Genomic DNA, 16,317 nt, shown 5'->3' with positions numbered 1-16,317 from the left:
TCATCCAGGCACGTCGGACGCGTACGCGACAGTTTCCGGCGGGGCCGACTCGACCTGGGCCGACGCCAGGGTCGCCCGCAATTCCTCGGCCGCCACCCGTTCGCTCGCCTGTTCGGTGGAGTAGGCCATCAGCACCGCCTCGTCGGCGGCCTGGCCGGCTTCTTCGCACCGGTCGGCGGCGGCGAGCACCCGAGCGTGCACCATCGCGGACAGCACGCCGCTGCGCACGTCCTCGGCCGGAACCGCGCGGGCGCGTTCGATCCAGGTCGTCGCCTCGGTCACGCGGCCGTCGGCGAGCAGCGCCGACGCGTACGCGGTCAGCGCATGCCGCCGCGAGAAGAGCAGCGACGGCGAAGTGTCGCTGGCGATCGGCGCGAGCAGTCCGATCGCGGTCGCCGCGTCGCCCGAGCGGGTGCGCGCCTCGGCCAGCAGCACCCGGGGCCCGGCCTGAGCCGGGGCCAGCGGGTTGTGCGGCTCGACCGCGGCGATCACCCGGCGGGCGTCCTCCTCGGCCAGCGCCAGGTCACCACGGTGCAGCGAGACGAAGCCGCGCAGCGTGCCGGCCATCCCCAGCAGCAACGGATGACCGGTGCGATCGGCGTAGCCGACGGCATCGGTGAGCAGGTCGAAGGCGTGGTCGAACTCGCCCAGCCCACGAGCGATGGAACCGCGCACCACGAGCGCGAGACCGCGGCCCCAGTCGTCACCGACCGCGTTGAAGTCACGGAAGGCGCGGCGGGCCTCGCCATCGGCCGCACCCAGCTCACCGAGCTCGCTCGACGCGTACGCGTCCACCGCGCGCAGCGTGCCGACCGCCCAGGCCTCGCCGACCCGGTCGCCGAACGGCAGGAAGACCCGCGCCAGCCGGCGTGACTCCTGCAGGCGCCCGGCCAGCAGCCGGGCGAACGCCGTGGTGCCACGCAGCCAAGCCCGGCCGACCGGGTCGCCGAGCTCGGCGAACAGTCGCGCCGCCCGGCCGAGGACCGCATCGGTGCCGGCGAAGTCCCCGCGGGTGGTGGTCACCCAGGCCAGGTTCTGCAGCGCCCAGGCCTGCCCGTGCCGGTCACCGGCCGCGAGCGTCACCTGATAGGCCGCCGCGAACCGGCTGCTGGCCTGCCCGAGCCGGCCGGCCAGGAAGTCGGCCATGCCGAGCCGGCGCATCGCGTTGGCCCGCTCCGGCAGCAGTTCGGCCTCGGTGGCCACGTCGAGCGCTTCCTGCCAGGCGCCGACGGCGAGGCCGGTGTCGCCCAGCGCCTCGTGCGCCCGGCCCACCACCAGCAGCGCCTCGGCCTTGCAGACCGGCTCCTCGACCGAGTGCTCGGCGATCTTCTCGCCGTGCGCGAGGGCTTCCTCGGCGCGGCCCAGGCGCAACAGCGCGCGGGCGTGCACAAGCTGGTCGGGCAGCGGCAGCGGTTCCTTGGCGAGGGCGGAGGCGCGTTCCGCGTATTCGATCGAGGCACCCGGCTCGATGTTGGCCAGCGCCCGCCGGGCCAGCCGGCCGAGCGCCGCGACGCCGAGCGGAGCCACGTCGCGGGCCGTCGCGTCGGGCCGCAACCGCACCTGGTCGGCGAGCTCGACCGCGCACTCGGCGTGCGAGGCCACGAAGGCGTCCCGCTCGTTCTCGCTGAGGCTGAGCCGGCTCGCGCCGTCGTAGCCGAGCCGGTTGATCGTCTCGACCGCCGCCCAGTTCGCGAGGTAGGCGTGCCGGTCGGCGAGGTCGGCCTTGCCGATGCCGGCGTAGGCGGCCTCGCGCATCAGCGGCGTGGTGAAGGCGTAGCCGCCGCGCGCCCGGTGCAGCATGCGCCGCTGCAGCAGCTCGTCGATGGAGCGCTCCAACTCGACCGCCGCCACCGCGCCCGGCCGCGCGTCACTGGCCGCTCGCCGCTCCCGCAACGCCTCGATCACCCCGGTCGGCACGGTGTCGCCGACCACGGCCGCGTCGCGCAGGACCGCGCGTGGTTCGGCGGGCAGCGCGTCGATGCGGGCCGCCAGCACCGCCGCGAGGTCGCGGGAAAGCAGCTGGCTGCCGAGCGAACCGGCGGCGAGCTGCCACTTGCCGGCCGCGTTGGCCCCGATCGCCGGGATCAGCGCGCCCCGCTCCATCAGCAGCGTGACCATCTCGGCCAGGTAGAACGGATTGCCCTGGGCGGTGGCGAGCAGCCGGTCGGTGTCCGCCTGGGGCAACTTGCCGCCGTTGAGATAGGAGGTGAGCAGCCGGGACGCGTCGGCGCCGCGCAGCGGGGGCAGGGTGTGCACCTCGGCGTCGGCGAGCCGGGTCAGCGCCCCGGCCGTACGCACCAGTTCGGGGCGGCCCAGCAGCATCACCACGACCGGGCCCTCGATCATCGACAGGGTACGGCCGAGCGCGTCCACCGTCGACGCGGTCGCGTCGTGCAGGTCGTCGACGATGACCACGAGCGGCGCCTCGCCGGCCAGCGCGGTCAGCAGCTCGGCCACCGCGCCGGAGATGGCGTCGGCGTCGAGGCTCTTGGCCGCGGGCTGCCAGTCGGTGTGCGCGGCCGGCCCGACCGGGTTGGCCGGTGCCTCGCCGTAGCCGAGCAGGGCCAGCAGCCGGTCGATGTCCAGCGGCACCGGCCCGAGCCGGTTGGCCAGCTTGCGCAGCCGCTCCTCGACCACCACCCGGCCGACCGTGGAGACCACGTCCTTGGGCAGGCCGACCGACTTGCGGACCAGGTCGGCCAGGGGCGCGAACCGGCGCCGCTCACCGAACGCGCGACAGCGGACCCGCAGCACCCGGGCGCCGGTGTGTGCCGCGTACCGGCCGCCGCTGCCCACGTCATAGCCGGTAGCGAGGCGCTTGACCTCGCCCGCGAAGCGGGATTTGCCGATGCCGGCCTCGGCGGTCATCACCATGACCCGGGGCGTGCCCGAGTCGATCGCCTCGGCGAGCCGGCCGGCGACCCGGCCCAGCTCGGTCTCCCGGCCCACGAACGGCGCCTCGTCGCCGAGACCGGAGCGGGTGCCGGGCGCGTCGTGCAGGCCGAGCAGCTCGAACGCCGGCACCAGCTCGCGTTTGCCCTTGAGCCGAAGCGGGCGCAGCTGCCGCCAGGAGGCGACGTGCCGGGTGCCGCCGCTGGTGCGCGAGCCCGCGTAGACCGCGCCGACCGCGGCCGCGTCGGCGAACCTCGCGGCCGTGTTGACCGTGTCGCCGATGACCGTGTATTCGATGCCGGCCTGGATGCCGGCCACCACCTCGCCGGTGTTGAGACCGACCCGCAGACCGAGCGGGGCGCCGCCGCCCCGCTCGTCGTCAAGCACCCGGCGCACCGCGCGTTGCATGCTCAACGCCGCTCGCACCGCCCGCTCGGCGTCGTCCTCGTGGGCCACCGGGGCACCGAAGACCGCCATGATCCCGTCGCCGGTCAGCTTGTCCACGTGCCCGCCGAACGTCTTCACCGCGCCGGCGAGCGCGGCCAGCACCCGGTCGGTCACCGCGCCGACCCGTTCCGGGTCGAGATCTTCCGACCACGAGGTGAAATCGGACAGGTCGCCGAAGAGCACGGTCACGATGCGCCGCTCGGTGGCGGGCAGGGAAGCCGCGGCCGGCAGGGCGGCGCCGCAGTTGTGGCAGAAGCGCGCACCGGGCACGGCGACGGTTCCACACACCTGGCAGGTCACAGCCGATCCAACCCGTTCGCCCTTGTTCCTGATTCCCGATTTCTGTGACGGAGATAATCCAGCTGGGCCTTGGCCGAGAAGACGGCCGCGAACCGGACCGCCGGATCGATGTCCGGGTAGACGAGGTCGACGACCTGCTCGGGGGTCTCGGCACCGCCCGCCACGGCCGCCTCCACCTGCGCCAATCGCTCGCGTCGATGCGCCAGATAACCCCGGGCGAGGGCGGCCACGTCGTCCTGCGCCGGGCCGTGGCCGGGCAACATCACGACATTTCGGTACGCGGTGAGCGTCTCGAGGCTGGTGAGGTACGACCCGAGATCGCCGTCCGGCGCGGCCACGACAGTGGAGCCGCGACCGAGAATCGTGTCGCCGGTGAGCATCGCCGACGCATTCCCGTGTTCGACGAGAAAACACACCGAATCGGCCGTATGCCCGGGTGTCCCGAGAACACGGAGGTCGAGCCCGTCCTCGCGATGGTCGCGCAACGGCGCGCCGTGCTCGGCGGCGGCCGCCAGCACCGGCGTGCCCCCCAGCAGCTGCGCCAACCGGGCCGCGCCCTCGACGTGATCGTGGTGACCGTGCGTAATCAGGATCGAGCGAAACGGGCCGTGCTCGACTATCCGGGACAGGTGCGACTCGTCCAGCGGACCGGGATCGACCACCACCCCCAGGGCCTCCCCGGGCGCGCGCAGCACCCAGGTGTTGGTGCCGTCGAGCGTCATCGGTCCCGGGTTCGGGGCACGCAACAGCGTCACCCAGTTCGGCAGACCGTCGGCAGCTTCACCCCCCATGCGCGAAATCGTACGTCGCGCATGGGGGTTCAGCCGAGGACCGGATGTGCGATCTCAGCGGCCGCTCAGGTGACTCTGAGCAACCTTTCTACTGAACTTCGGCGATGACCTCGACCTCGACCGGGGCGCCGAGCGGCAACTCGGCCACGCCGACCGCGCTGCGGGCGTGCGTGCCCTGCTCGCCCAGAACGTCACCGAAGAGGTTCGAAGCACCGTTGATCACGGCCGGCTGACCGGTGAAGCCCGGCGCCGACGCCACGAACCCGGTCACCTTGACGATCTTCACGAGGTTGCCGAGGCCGGCCACGAACTCGATCGCCGCGAGTGCGTTGAGCGCACAGACGCGGGCCAGGTCGGCGCCCTGCTCCGGGGTCACCTCGGCGCCCACCTTGCCGGTCGCGGCCAGTTTGCCGTCGACCATCGGGAGCTGCCCGGAGACGTACACGTAGTTGCCCGATTTGACCGCCGGCAGATAGGCCGCCACCGGCGGCACCACCGCCGGCAGGGTCAGACCGAGCTCGGCCAGCCGCCCGTAGGCGTCGACGCCGCCCTCGCCCGCGATCGGGGTCGTCACGACTTCGGTCGCTTCATGTATGCGATCAACTGCTCCGGGTTGGGCCCGGGAACGACCTGGACCAGCTCCCAGCCATCCTCGCCCCAGTTGTCGAGGATCTGCTTGGTCGCGTGGACCAGCAGGGGCACGGTCACGTACTCCCACTTCTGCATCGCCTGGATACTCCCTAATCGTCGGGTACCGCGCCAGCTTAGGGCCCGCGGGAGGGCCCGCTTCGTTAGGCTTGACCACACCAAGTGAGATCACGGAGGGCGATATGACGCACCCGCAGAGCGGCTACCCGGGTCACCCGGAGCCCGCCCCGGTGCCGTCGCCCGATCCGGAGCCACCGCAGCCCGTTCCGCCGGCCGAGCCGATCCCCGTGCCGGAGCCGCCGCACGCCTGGCCGCCCTATCCGCAGCAGGCCTACCCGGATGAGGCACCGACCGACACCATGCCTGTCGTGCCGGCGGAAAACACGCAGGTCATCGGCCCTGAGGGCCAGTGGCACGCGCAGCACGAGGCACCCGGGCAGTGGCAGACGCAGCCACCGGAGCACCCCGCCTGGCCGGCCGATCCGATCTGGGCCGGCCCGCAGCAGACGATCCCCGCCCCGGCCGCCCCCGCGGGAAAGCGCCGGCGCGGAGCGGTGTGGGTCTCGCTCGCGCTCGCCGCCACTCTGCTGTTGTGCGCCGGCGGCGCCGTCTCCGCCTACTTCCTTCTGCGTGATGCCGACAACCCGGGCTCACCCGATCCGGGGACGGCGGTCAACCGTTTCCTGACCGCCGTGTACACCCAGCAGGACGCCCGTGCCGCCGACGACCTGGTGTGCCGGGAGGCGCGCGACAAGACCAAGCTGTCCGACCGGGTGGCCGAGATCAAAAGCTATTCGGACGGCTACCAGGACCCGGTCTACCGGTGGGAGGAGCCGGCGGTGGCGAGCTCGGGGGAGAACCGCGCGGTGGTGGCGGTGCAGCTCACCATGTCGACCGCGGACGAGAAGACGGCCAAGCAAGATCTCGAGTTCACCGTGATCCGCAAGACCGGCTGGCTGGTCTGCGAAGTGACCGGCTGACCGACCGCCGTACCGTTGGGGTCATGGGCGAGCACGTGAGCAGCAATTGGCCGGCGCGGCTGCATGTCGTCACCGGTAAGGGTGGCACCGGCAAGACCACGGTGGCCGCCGCGCTGGCGCTCGGCCTGGCCGCCACCGGGCGCCGCACGCTGCTGGTCGAGGTGGAGAGCCGGCAGGGCATCGCCCAGCTCTTCGAGGTGGAGCCGCTGCCCTACCAGGAGCTACGGATCGCCCAGGCGCCGGGCGGCGGGGAGGTGCGCGCGCTGGCCATCGACCCGGAGGAGGCGCTGCTGGAATACCTCGACATGTTCTACCACCTGGGCGCGGCCGGTCGGGCGCTGCGCAAGGTGGGCGCCATCGACTTCGCCACCACCATCGCCCCCGGCCTGCGCGACGTGCTGCTCACCGGCAAGGTCAAGGAGGCGACCACCCGCTCGCAGGACGGCAAGCGGGTCTATGACGCCGTCGTGCTGGACGCACCGCCGACCGGTCGCATCGGCCGGTTCCTCAACGTCACGGCCGAGACAGCGAAACTGGCGAAGGTCGGCCCGATCAAGAATCAGAGTGAAGGCGTCTCGTCGCTGTTGCGCTCGCCGATCACCGCGGTGCACGTCGTCACCCTGCTCGAGGAGATGCCGGTGCAGGAGACGCTCGACGCGATCGCCGAGCTCAAGGCGCTGAACATCTCGGTCGGCCGGATCATCGTCAACAACGCCCGCCCGGCCCTGCTGGCCGGCGGCAAGGTCACCAAGGCCGAGCTGAAGCGGGGCCTCGCCGAGGCCGGGCTGCCGACCGATCCAACCACGGTGAACGGCTTGGCCACCGAGGCCAAGGCCTATCTGACCCGTCGTGAGCTGGAGGAGTCGCTGCGCGGCGAGCTCGCCGAGGCGGGTCAGCCGGTGATCGAGTTGCCGCTGCTTCCGGGTGGCATCGACCGGGCCGCGCTGGACGAGCTTGCTTCGTCACTCATGCGGGCGTGACCTGTTACGCGTCAGTACGCTCGAATGGTGCCCCTTACGGAAGACACCCCTCGTCTAGACGTGGACGGTCTCCTCGCTGACCCGTCCACCCGGATCATCGTGTGCTGCGGCGCCGGCGGGGTGGGTAAGACGACCACCGCGGCCGCGCTCGGCGTACGGGCCGCCGAGGTGCACGGCCGCCGCACGGTGGTGCTGACCATCGACCCGGCCCGCCGGCTCGCCCAGTCGATGGGCCTCAGCGAGCTCGACAACACCCCGCGCCAGGTCAAGGGCATCGACGCCGAGAACGGCGGCGAGCTGCACGCCATGATGCTCGACATGAAGCGGACGTTCGACGAGGTGGTGCAGCAGCACACCACGCCGCAGCGGGCCGCCGAGATCTTCGCGAACCCGTTCTACCAGGCCATGAGCTCGACGTTCTCGGGCACGCAGGAATACATGGCGATGGAGAAGCTGGGACAGCTGCGGGCCACCGACGAGTGGGACCTGATCGTGGTGGACACCCCGCCGTCCCGCTCGGCGCTCGACTTCCTGGACGCCCCGGCCCGGCTGTCCCGGTTCCTGGACGGGCGGATGCTGCGCCTGCTGCTGGCCCCGGCGCGGTCCGGCAAGAGCATGTTCAGCCTGGTCACGGCGTCGTTCGGGCTGTTCTCCCGGGCGGTGCAGAAGGTCCTGGGCGCCCAGCTGCTGACCGACCTGTCGGGTTTCGTGTCGGCCCTCGACTCGATGTTCGGCGGTTTCCGGCACCGCGCCGACGAGACGTACCGCATCCTGCAGGACCCGCAGACCGCGTTCCTGCTGGTGGCGGCCCCGGAGCGAGACGCGGTGCGGGAGGCCGCCTATTTCGCGGAACGCCTGGTGGCGGAGCGGATGCCGCTTGCCGGTCTGGTCCTCAACCGGATGCACGGTTCGACGGCGGGCGAGCTCTCCGCGGCGCGGAGTGAACAGGCCGCGGCGGCCTTGGCGGCCACCGGCGAGCAGACCATGACGGCCGATGCTCTGCTGGTGCATGCGGCTTTGATGCGGCAGGCCGAGCGGGAGGTACGGGTGGCCGAGACGTTCACCGATTCGTTCCCGGCCGTCCCGACCGTGTCGGTCACGGCGCAGCCCGCCGACGTCCATGACGTCGACGGGCTGCGAACGATCGGCGCATTGCTCGTCAGGCTCGGCGACGAGGCTTAGCGAGTCGGTACCAGCACCTTGTCGGCGCTCTTCTCCTTCAGCGCGGCCTCGAACATCTTCCGCCAGCTCGCCACGTGCGGGTGACGGCGGAGCAGGGCTCGCCGCTCCCGTTCCGTCATACCGCCCCAGACGCCGAACTCGATCCGGTTGTCCAGGGCATCGGCGAGGCACTCGTAGCGGACCGGGCAGCTGCGGCAGATCCTCTTCGCCACGTTCTGCTCGGCGCCCTGCACGAACAGCGCGTCAGGGTCGCCACTCTGACATGCCGCCATGCTTGGCCAGTCGCTGATCATCCCCATCTGTACACGTCCCCCCTTGCGTTCACCCCCTGACGCCTGCCCGCTTATGTCCCCCAAGCACTGCAGACGTCCTGCGATAGCTCGCCGCACCATCATGCTCTGTAGTCGGGTGATTACGCAACGTTGTACGTCAAATACCTACAGCTCGGTCCAACTGGGCAAATGCGGTCGTGGGTAGCTCGAAACTCCGCCCGGAGCGAGGCCGAACGAGGCACAATCAATCTGGGCGAACCGTGACGTTCTCGACGCGCGGCCTCGTGGCGCCTTCGCGTACCCTGCTCAGGTGACCTCCTGGATGCGCAGAAACGATCACAACATCTTCGCTAACGCGTCGTCGTTGCTGGTCTGCGGGCTACTCGCCGGCGTCGTCGTCGCAGCCGCCGCCTTCCCGGCCGCCGCGATGTCGGGCCTCGCCGCCAAGGCCGGCGGCCAGACGTTCGCGAGTCTGCCCAGTGAGCTCAAGAGCTTCAGCTCCCCGCAGATCACCCGGATCTACGCGTCCGACAACAAGACGCAGATCGCGCAGTTCTACGACGAGTTCCGCAGCGACGTACCGCTCAAAGACATGTCGAAATACATGCCCGCGGCGATCATCGCGGCCGAGGACCGGGAGTTCTACCACCACAACGGTGTCGACCTCAAAGGCGTCGCCCGCGCCTTCGTGAGCAACAACAACGGCAGTTCCAAGCAGGGCGCCTCGACCATCACCATGCAGTGGGTGCGCATGTCGCTGGCCTATTCGGCGACCAGCGCCCAGGAGGTGATCGACGCGACCAAGGACACCCCCAAACGCAAGATCACCGAGATGAAGTACGCGATGCAGGTCGAGAAGGAGCTCTCGAAGGACCAGATCGTCGAGCGCTACCTGAACATCGCGCCGTTCGGTAACCAGGCGTACGGGGTCTACGCGGCCAGCCAGATCTACTTCAACAAGAAGCCGAAGGACCTCACGATCGGCCAGGCGTCCATGCTCGCCGGCATGGTCAAGGCACCGACCAGCTTCAACCCGACAAGCGAAGAGGGTTACGAGCAGATCCTCCAGCGCCGCAACAACTACGTCATCCCCGGCATGGTCACGATGGGCGCCATCACCCGGGCCGAGGCCGACAAGGCGCTCAAGGAGCCGATCCCGCGCCAGGTCAAGCCGATCGGCAACGGCTGCGTCTCGGTCGCCAAGAACGCGTGGGGCTTCTTCTGCGACTACTTCTACCGCTGGTGGATGGGGCGCGAGGAGTTCGGCGAGACGACGTACGACCGGGAGCGTCGCCTGAAGAGCGGTGGCTACCGCATCACCACGACGATGGACATCAAGGCGCAGGACGCCGCCCGGAAGAGCATCACCGACGAGATCTCCGACAAGAACAAGAACGCGCTGCTGATCGCCGCGGTCGAGCCCGGCGCCGGCAAGGTGCGCGCGCTCGCCGCCAACCGGCGCTACAAGCTCGACGATCCGTCGAAGCCGCAGAACGAGCTCTCGTCCGACCCGAAGAAGAAGGCGAAGGGGATTCGGGGCACCTACCCGAACACCACCAACCCGCTGCTCAGCGGTGGTGGCGACATCACCGGCTACCAGGCCGGCTCGGTCTTCAAGATGTTCACCATGGTGGCGGCCCTGGAAAAGGGCTATCCGCTGGGCTGGACGTACAACGCCCCGGTTCGCTACAAGTCGGGCTACATCATCGATTCCAGCAACCCGTCCGCCTGCGACGGCACGCACTTCTGGTGTCCCAGCAACGCGGGCGAGGGCGAGGCCGGGGTCTACAACATGTGGACCGGCTTCGGTAACTCGGTGAACACGTTCTTCGTGCCGCTGGAGGAGCAGGTCGGCGCGGAGAACGTGATCGCCGTGGCGAAACGGTTCGGCGTGCAGTTCCGGGTCGCCGACCCCGACGCCAAGTACGCGAACGACCCGGCGTCGGCCCACCAGTGGGGCGCGTTCACGCTCGGCGTCTCGGCGTCGACCCCGCTGGACATGGCGAACGCGTACGCGACCCTGGCCGGTGACGGCATGTACTGCGAGCCGACCCCGATCGAGCAGATCGCCACCCAGACCAACGAGAAGCTCGACGTCGGCAAGTCGCACTGCATCCGGGCGACGAGCGCCGACGTGGCTCGCGCCGCGCTCGACGCGGCCCGCTGCCCGGTGGGTGACTCGGCGCAGCTCGGCCAGTGCCGCGGCACCACCGCCGGACAGACCCGGGGCGTCGTGAAGCACCCGGTCTTCGGCAAGACCGGCACCACCGACCACGACAAGACCGCCGCGCTGATCGCCGGCACGACCTCGCTGGTGGTCGCCGGTTACCTGGTCAACCCCGACTACCAGGACCACCCCGACCGGATGTCGCACGGCGTCGTCAACCCGGCGGTGTGGAACACCCTCGGCGACTTCATGGACGGCAAGCCGAAGGTCCAGTTCAAGACGCCGGACAACAAGAAGATCGCGGTCGGTGACCAGCGCTCGATCCCGGACGTCACCTGCGACTCGATCGACAGCGCCCGCGATCGCCTGGAGGGGGCCGGCTTCGATGTGTCGGTGGGCGGCGACACCGACTCGTCCTGCCCGCCCGGCACGGCGGCCGGCACCAACCCGAGCGGCCGCACCATCAAGGGCGGCGTCGTGGTGATCCAGAAGAGCAACGGCAAGAACCAGCAGCAGCAGCCGACGGCCCCGGAACCGGGCGGCGTGGTTCCGCCGACAAAGCCGAACAGACCGGGCCGCTAGGCAGGCAGAAGACGAAGAGGGCGGGTGCCGTGCGGCACCCGCCCTCTCCCTGTCCTTGCCGGTCAGCGAGCGGCTTCCCGGATGGTCTCGATCCGGGGCAGCGCCGCGCACCAGTCGGTGGCGGCGTGCTCGGCGGGCAGCCGCGGCCGCACCTCCGCGCACATCGTCACCAGGGCGGCGCGCGTGCTGTCCAGCCAGGCTCGGGCGGAGGCGAGCCGCGGCCGGTCGCCGGCCCCCGCCCGCACCCGCTGGAACTCGGTGAGGGCCCAGGTCAGCGTCTCGCGATAGCGGTCGAGGTAGGCCTGCGGGTGGCCACCCAACGACTCGGCGAGATGACCGAACACCAGCTCCGGGTCGCGGACCGGGTCACCGGCCCGCTCCCCGAAGTAGTGCATCGCCGCCGCGCAGGCCATCGTTCGCCGAAGCACCGTGCCGTTGAGGCCGACCGAGGGGCGGCGGGCGGCCGCGTCCAGGGACTCCACCAGCACCGACGCCCACTCCTCGGCGTCGAACTCACCGCTCTCGGCGCCGGCCAGCCCGGCCTGGCCGACCGAGATCACCGCCGACCACCACTGCGAGTCGTCGGGCAGGTCGGCGCGGCGGACGAGATCCCGCATCACCGCGGCCGACCCGATCCGATTCACCTCGGCGAACGAAGGCACTGTCACCGGTTGGGATCCACCGCCAGCAGCCAGTCACCGGTTTCCTCCCAGCGACCGGCGAACATCACGTCGATGCCGGCGTCCTCGAACGCCTGCCGGCCGAGTTCGACCGCCCCGTCGCCGGGTTCGAAGTGACCACTCGAGTTGTTGATTTCCAGGCCGCCGAACAGATCGTCGTAGTGCCCGGTGCCGGCCGCCTTGACCTGGCCGTTCAGGCCACCCAGGACGGTGTGCGCGAGTTCGAGAACCGGCCGGCCGCCACCACCGGCGAAGGCCGGCATGACCTTGAGCTCACCATCCATCGTGATCACCCACTTGAAGTAGCCCTCGGTGCCGGGCGCCGCCTGCCGGATCGCGTCGAGCAGGCCGTTCATCCCCGAGCCCGGCCCGAGCACCACCGGCTGCACCCCGCGGTCGGTCGCCGACTTCAGCTCGATCTTCTGGATCGCCTCGGTGCGGTTGTTCGAGTAGCAGTTGTGCACCAGCACCGGAGTGCCGGCCGCGACCACATAGTACGTGTGCAGGTCGGCAACGGTGAGGTTGTGCATGAACCGGCTGCCGGTGTACGGCTGGACCGCGGTCACCGTGGCCCCGCCGCTCAGCTCGTCGCCCGTACGCAGCTCGCCGGCGTCCGTCCAGTCGTGCGCGGTGGCACTCCAGAACGGGTGGTGCTGGGTCGTGCGTACCGTCTCCTCGCCGATCTCGCTCTTGATCGTGACGTCGGCCAGGTCGGTGTCGAGGTTGCGATGCAGCTCGACGACCGGCTCGGCGAAGTTCTCGCCGGTGCTCGGGTCGGCGGCCAGCACCTGGTCGCCGACCTGGATGTCGACGATCCGGGCGGTGGTGCGGTCAGCCAGCAGCACCAGGGTGTCCGGCGCGAAGCTGTCCCGGGCACACGACTTGAGCAGGTCCTCGAGACCGTCGAGAATGCTCTTGCCGGTGGGCAGTGCGCCGAGCGCCTTCTCCACCGCGGGCAGACCCTTGACGTCGATCGCCAGTTTCAGCGCGCCCAGCTCGTCGGCGTTGAACGTGAACTTCCTCGGCATGTCGACGTTGAGCTCGAGCAGCTTGGTCAGCTTGAGCGCGCCGAGCTTCTTGATCGCGGCGTCGACGGCGTCGATGCCGATGTTCTTCAGACCGGTGAGCAGTTCCCCGGAGATCAGCTTGGCGACGCCCGCGACGATGCCGTCCTTGAGCACGTCGAGGCCCGCGGTGATCTTCCCGATCTTCGGCAGGTCGAGCGTGAGCAGGTCGATCACGGTCATACCGAGCGCCTTGGCATATTCGCCGTTGCGCCACTCGTCGAGGTGGATCAGCGACCCGGGGTTGTCGATGAGGGCCTTGACCCCCTCCTTGAGCATGTTGCAGGCCTCTTCGGAGTCCGGCGTCTGGCCGGGCGAGCCACCCGGGGCGCCGAGTGCGCAGAGGCCGGTGAGCCACGCCCCGCCGACGATGCCGAGCACCGCCTCGCTCTCACCGCGGTAGAAGTTCTTCAGCCACTCCGGGTAGTCCTTGGCGTTGAGCTTGTTCTCGACGTAGTCCTTCCAGGTCTGCATCCAGGAGGTCTGGCTGGCCCGCTTCTCCGCCTCGGCAAGATCAGCAAGCTGCTGTACGGCGGCATGCGTGTCCTGGGCGATCTTGGTCATCTGCACCGCGGTCGCCTTCATCGCGTCCGCGAACTTGTTCGCCGAGTCCGACGCCGCCTTGATCTGCTTGGCGATCGTGTCGGCGTTCGTCGCGGCGGTCTGCGCCTGATTCGCGTAGCCCCGGGCGGCACCGGCCGCCTGCCGGGCCACCGCCGCGTTGTGCCCGGCCTCCACCGCCATGCCCTGTGCGGCATTCGAGTACGCGGTGGCCTGCTGCGCCGACCGGGCCGTGTCCTTGGCGGCCGTGACCGTCGCGTTGGCCTCCTCGGCCGCGGCCCGCGCCGCGTTGATCGCGGCCTGGCTGGCCTTGATCGCCCGGTTCGCCTCCTCGGCCGCCTTCTTCGCCGCCGCATACGCCGGCTTGACCTGCTCCTGAGCCCGCAACGCCTCCTCGGCCGCGTGCACCGCGGCCGCCTCGGCCGCGGCCGCGTGCTGCTCGGCCGCCGCGCTCTGCTCCGCTCCGATGAGGATCGCGCTGTTCGCGATGTCGATCGCCATCGCCGCGTCGTTGTCGGTCTCGCCGTACTGGTCGGCAACGCTGAGCGCGCTCGCCGCCGGATCCGCGATCGCCATCGCGGACGCCCGCGCGTTGATCGCCGCCCGGCCGGCCACCCGGCTCTGGAACGACGCCACCCCGGCCTCACGCAACGCCGAGTCGGCCGCCGAGCGGGTCAGATCGGCGTCGGCCTTGGCGGCCGCCGCCCGGTTGATCGCCTGCCGGGCGATGTTCACCGACTTGCGGGCCAGCTCCTCGGCCCGCTGCGCGTCGTCGATCGCCCGGTTGGCGGCCGCCGCCGCGTCGGTGGCGAGACGTCGGGCGGCCGCCGCGGAAGCGGCCGCCGCTTCGGCCTCGGCCTTGGCCGCGGCCGCCGCCGCACCGGCCCGCTGGGCGGCGGCACCGGCGGCGTCCGCCGCCGCTGCGGCACTGTTCGCGGCGTTCTGCGCGGCTGTCGCCGCCGCGTTGGCGCCGGGCAGCTGAGCCTCGATGATCGCGGCCTGCTGCGCGGCGTACACACCCTCGGCGGTGCCCGCCCTGGCGGCCGCGTCCTGCTTGTAAGCCTCGTACTTGAGCTGCTTGGTATTGCGGTCCTCGATCGCCTTCTGGGAGCGGACCGACGCCGCCTTCGAGTCGTTGACCAGCCCGTCGAACCGGGTGATGGAGTTGGTCACCTCGTCGGCCGCCGCCTTCGCGGTGGCCCCCTTGGCGGCCGCGACGTTCTGCTGCTCGATCGCCCGCCGGGCGGCGTCGTAGGCGGCGGCCTGCTGGGCGACCGCGATCGACGCCTGCTGCATGGCGATGTTCCGCTGCGCCTTGGCGTTCAGGTAGTGATCCTTGGCGTCGGCCAGCCGGTCCCGGGCGTCCCGGGCGTCCTGCTCGGCCCGCAGCCGCTGCTTGTGCGCGTCGGCCTGGGCGGCCTGCGCCGCGGCGGCCAGCTTCTCCGCCTGGTCGGCGAGCTTCGTCGCGGCGGCGGACTCCCGTTCGGCCGCCTGGCGGTACTTCACCGCATTGTTGGCGTCCACAGTCGCGTTCTTGTCGGCGTCCAGAGCCTTCGCCGCGGCCTCGGTCGCCTCGGCCGCGTGACATGCGGTCTCGCTCGCCTGCTTGGCCGCCTCGGCCGCGTCGCCCTGCGCGTTCAGCACGGCCGACCACTCGATGCCGTGCGTCAGGCCGGTGTCGACAAGCGTCCTCGCGGCCGTCGCGGCCACTCCCGCGTGCGCGATCACCTGGTCCGCGTTCCGGGTCGTGGTGGTCCACTCGGCGCACGCGTCGGACCGCGACTTAGTGATGGCAGCCGTGTGGGTGGCCCCGCCCGACTTGCGGATCGGCAGGTCGGACGCATAGGTCGCGTCGGCCTGCTTGGCGTACCTGTTGACCAGCCCCATCGAGTTGGCGGCCACGGTCAGCGACTGGGTGGCGGTCACGCTCTCGGCGATGATCGTGGTGCGCGCGTCCGCCGCCCGGGTGGCCTTCTCGGCCAGGCTCGCCAGGTCGTCGACGGCCTTGTTACGGGCCGCGAGCGCCGCCTCGATCTGCTGCTGGGCGGTGTTGTCCCGGGCCGACGCCGCGGCGTAACCGGTGTTGTAGAAGGCGGCGATGGTGACCGCGTCCTCGGTGTCCAGTGCGGCCTGGCCGGCCCACTTCACCTCGTACCCGCCGGACGCGACGATCTGCTCGACCCGCGCCTTGATGGTCTTGGCCCGCTCGGCCGCGTTCACCTCTTCCTGCTTGTCGGCCGCGACCGCGGCGGCGTGCCCGATCGCCACGAAGTCCGCGATCTTGAGGTCGTTCTTGGTGGCGAGCACCGCCGTCGCCTGCTGCTTCACGACCGGGCCGCCGGTCGTGGCCCACTCCTGCACGGTCGCCCGGTTGGCCTCGGCGGCCCGCTTCTTGCGTTCGGCGGCGGCGGCCCGATAGATCGGCAACGCGTCGTCGAGGAACGCGGCGAACTCGGCCGGGTTGTCGGTGCGCAGCACCTCGGCCGCGGCCGCCCGGACGGCGGCGTCCTCGTCGTAGTCGGCGAGATCCTGCACCAACATCCGGTTGAGCTCGGCGTCGTCGATCGGGCCGCCCTCGGCCAGCTGCCGCTCCATCGCCGCCTCGGCGGCCTGTTGGCGGGCGATCCAGTCCTGCAGCACCGAGGTGCTGCTCTTGGCCGGCGGTGCTTGCGGCACGGCGGCGTTGGCGGCCTCCGGCAGCAGCACGACCGCCAGCAGACCCGCGAGAACCGCGGCTATCCGGTTACGTGGCATGGCGTCTTTCCCCCGTG

General features: G+C 71.0%; 11 protein-coding genes. 4 read left to right on the top strand and 7 right to left on the bottom strand.

The window, feature by feature from the left end:
- The 4 genes from Afe05nite_RS00260 to sp36 all read right to left on the bottom strand — a co-directional run bounded on the left by Afe05nite_RS00260 (nt 1) and on the right by sp36 (nt 5,156).
- On the bottom strand, nt 1-3,639 hold the full coding sequence (locus tag Afe05nite_RS00260) for an adenylate/guanylate cyclase domain-containing protein (protein ID WP_203814855.1): 3,639 nt from the start codon (nt 3,637-3,639) through the stop codon (nt 1-3).
- Nucleotides 3,636-4,361 (bottom strand): MBL fold metallo-hydrolase, encoded by a 726-nt coding sequence (locus Afe05nite_RS00255; protein WP_203814854.1) that lies wholly within the window; start codon nt 4,359-4,361, stop codon nt 3,636-3,638. The genes Afe05nite_RS00260 and Afe05nite_RS00255 overlap by 4 nt, the downstream gene beginning before the upstream one ends.
- A 157-nt stretch (nt 4,362-4,518) precedes the next feature.
- Nucleotides 4,519-5,004, bottom strand: a complete 486-nt coding sequence (locus tag Afe05nite_RS00250; RefSeq protein ID WP_203814853.1) for a RidA family protein — start codon at nt 5,002-5,004, stop codon at nt 4,519-4,521.
- The gene (gene sp36 / locus Afe05nite_RS00245) at nt 5,001-5,156 is read right to left on the bottom strand and encodes a Sp36 family protein (RefSeq protein ID WP_157437327.1); all 156 of its coding nucleotides are present in this window, start codon (nt 5,154-5,156) and stop codon (nt 5,001-5,003) included. Before sp36 ends, Afe05nite_RS00250 begins: the two co-directional genes overlap by 4 nt.
- 104 nt (nt 5,157-5,260) lie before the next feature.
- Here sp36 and Afe05nite_RS00240 point away from each other — a divergent pair, with 104 nt between their 5' ends.
- From Afe05nite_RS00240 to bagB, 3 genes are read left to right on the top strand one after another with little or no spacing between them, the layout of a single operon-like run.
- Nucleotides 5,261-6,058 carry an Rv0361 family membrane protein gene (locus Afe05nite_RS00240; protein WP_203814852.1) on the top strand — a complete coding sequence of 266 codons (798 nt, stop codon included), beginning with the start codon at nt 5,261-5,263 and terminating at the stop codon, nt 6,056-6,058.
- Nucleotides 6,059-6,081: 23 nt separating this feature from the next.
- Nucleotides 6,082-7,038 (top strand): ATPase BagA, encoded by a 957-nt coding sequence (gene bagA / locus Afe05nite_RS00235; protein WP_203814851.1) that lies wholly within the window; start codon nt 6,082-6,084, stop codon nt 7,036-7,038.
- A 24-nt stretch (nt 7,039-7,062) separates the two neighbouring features.
- The gene (bagB, locus tag Afe05nite_RS00230) at nt 7,063-8,220 is read left to right on the top strand and encodes an ArsA family ATPase (protein WP_203814850.1); all 1,158 of its coding nucleotides are present in this window, start codon (nt 7,063-7,065) and stop codon (nt 8,218-8,220) included.
- Here the strand turns inward: bagB and Afe05nite_RS00225 are convergent.
- Nucleotides 8,217-8,519: a WhiB family transcriptional regulator gene (locus tag Afe05nite_RS00225; RefSeq protein WP_203814849.1), complete on the bottom strand. Its 303-nt coding sequence runs from the start codon at nt 8,517-8,519 to the stop codon at nt 8,217-8,219. The two genes, bagB and Afe05nite_RS00225, sit on opposite strands and share 4 nt — an antisense overlap.
- Before the next feature lie 295 nt (nt 8,520-8,814).
- Between Afe05nite_RS00225 and Afe05nite_RS00220 the strand changes: the two genes are divergently transcribed.
- Complete coding sequence (locus Afe05nite_RS00220; protein WP_203814848.1) at nt 8,815-11,241, top strand: transglycosylase domain-containing protein; 2,427 nt, start codon at nt 8,815-8,817, stop codon at nt 11,239-11,241.
- Nucleotides 11,242-11,303: 62 nt separating this feature from the next.
- Here the strand turns inward: Afe05nite_RS00220 and Afe05nite_RS00215 are convergent, their stop codons facing one another.
- Entirely contained in the window at nt 11,304-11,909 is a 606-nt protein-coding gene (locus Afe05nite_RS00215) for a hypothetical protein (RefSeq protein ID WP_203814847.1), read from the bottom strand.
- A complete protein-coding gene (locus Afe05nite_RS00210; protein ID WP_203814846.1) occupies nt 11,906-16,300 on the bottom strand; it encodes a polymorphic toxin-type HINT domain-containing protein in 4,395 nt (1,464 codons plus the stop codon). The genes Afe05nite_RS00215 and Afe05nite_RS00210 overlap by 4 nt, the downstream gene beginning before the upstream one ends.
- Nucleotides 16,301-16,317 lie beyond the last annotated feature (17 nt).

This window comes from Paractinoplanes ferrugineus (assembly GCF_016862195.1).
Taxonomy (GTDB): domain Bacteria; phylum Actinomycetota; class Actinomycetes; order Mycobacteriales; family Micromonosporaceae; genus Actinoplanes; species Actinoplanes ferrugineus.
The sequence above is the reverse complement of the archived record's forward strand: the minus strand, read 5'-3'. Positions and strand labels throughout refer to the sequence as shown.

Bases quoted from the DNA above. Each gene is read 5' to 3' on its own strand.
- Afe05nite_RS00255 (WP_203814854.1), bottom strand. From the start codon at position 4,361: ATGACGCTCGACGGCACCAACACCTGGGTGCTGCGCGCGCCCGGGGAG.
- sp36 (WP_157437327.1), bottom strand. From the start codon at position 5,156: ATGCAGAAGTGGGAGTACGTGACCGTGCCCCTGCTGGTCCACGCGACC.
- Afe05nite_RS00240 (WP_203814852.1), top strand. From the start codon at position 5,261: ATGACGCACCCGCAGAGCGGCTACCCGGGTCACCCGGAGCCCGCCCCG.
- bagA (WP_203814851.1), top strand. From the start codon at position 6,082: ATGGGCGAGCACGTGAGCAGCAATTGGCCGGCGCGGCTGCATGTCGTC.
- bagB (WP_203814850.1), top strand. From the start codon at position 7,063: ATGGTGCCCCTTACGGAAGACACCCCTCGTCTAGACGTGGACGGTCTC.
- Afe05nite_RS00225 (WP_203814849.1), bottom strand. From the start codon at position 8,519: ATGGGGATGATCAGCGACTGGCCAAGCATGGCGGCATGTCAGAGTGGC.
- Afe05nite_RS00220 (WP_203814848.1), top strand. From the start codon at position 8,815: ATGCGCAGAAACGATCACAACATCTTCGCTAACGCGTCGTCGTTGCTG.
- Afe05nite_RS00210 (WP_203814846.1), bottom strand. From the start codon at position 16,300: ATGCCACGTAACCGGATAGCCGCGGTTCTCGCGGGTCTGCTGGCGGTC.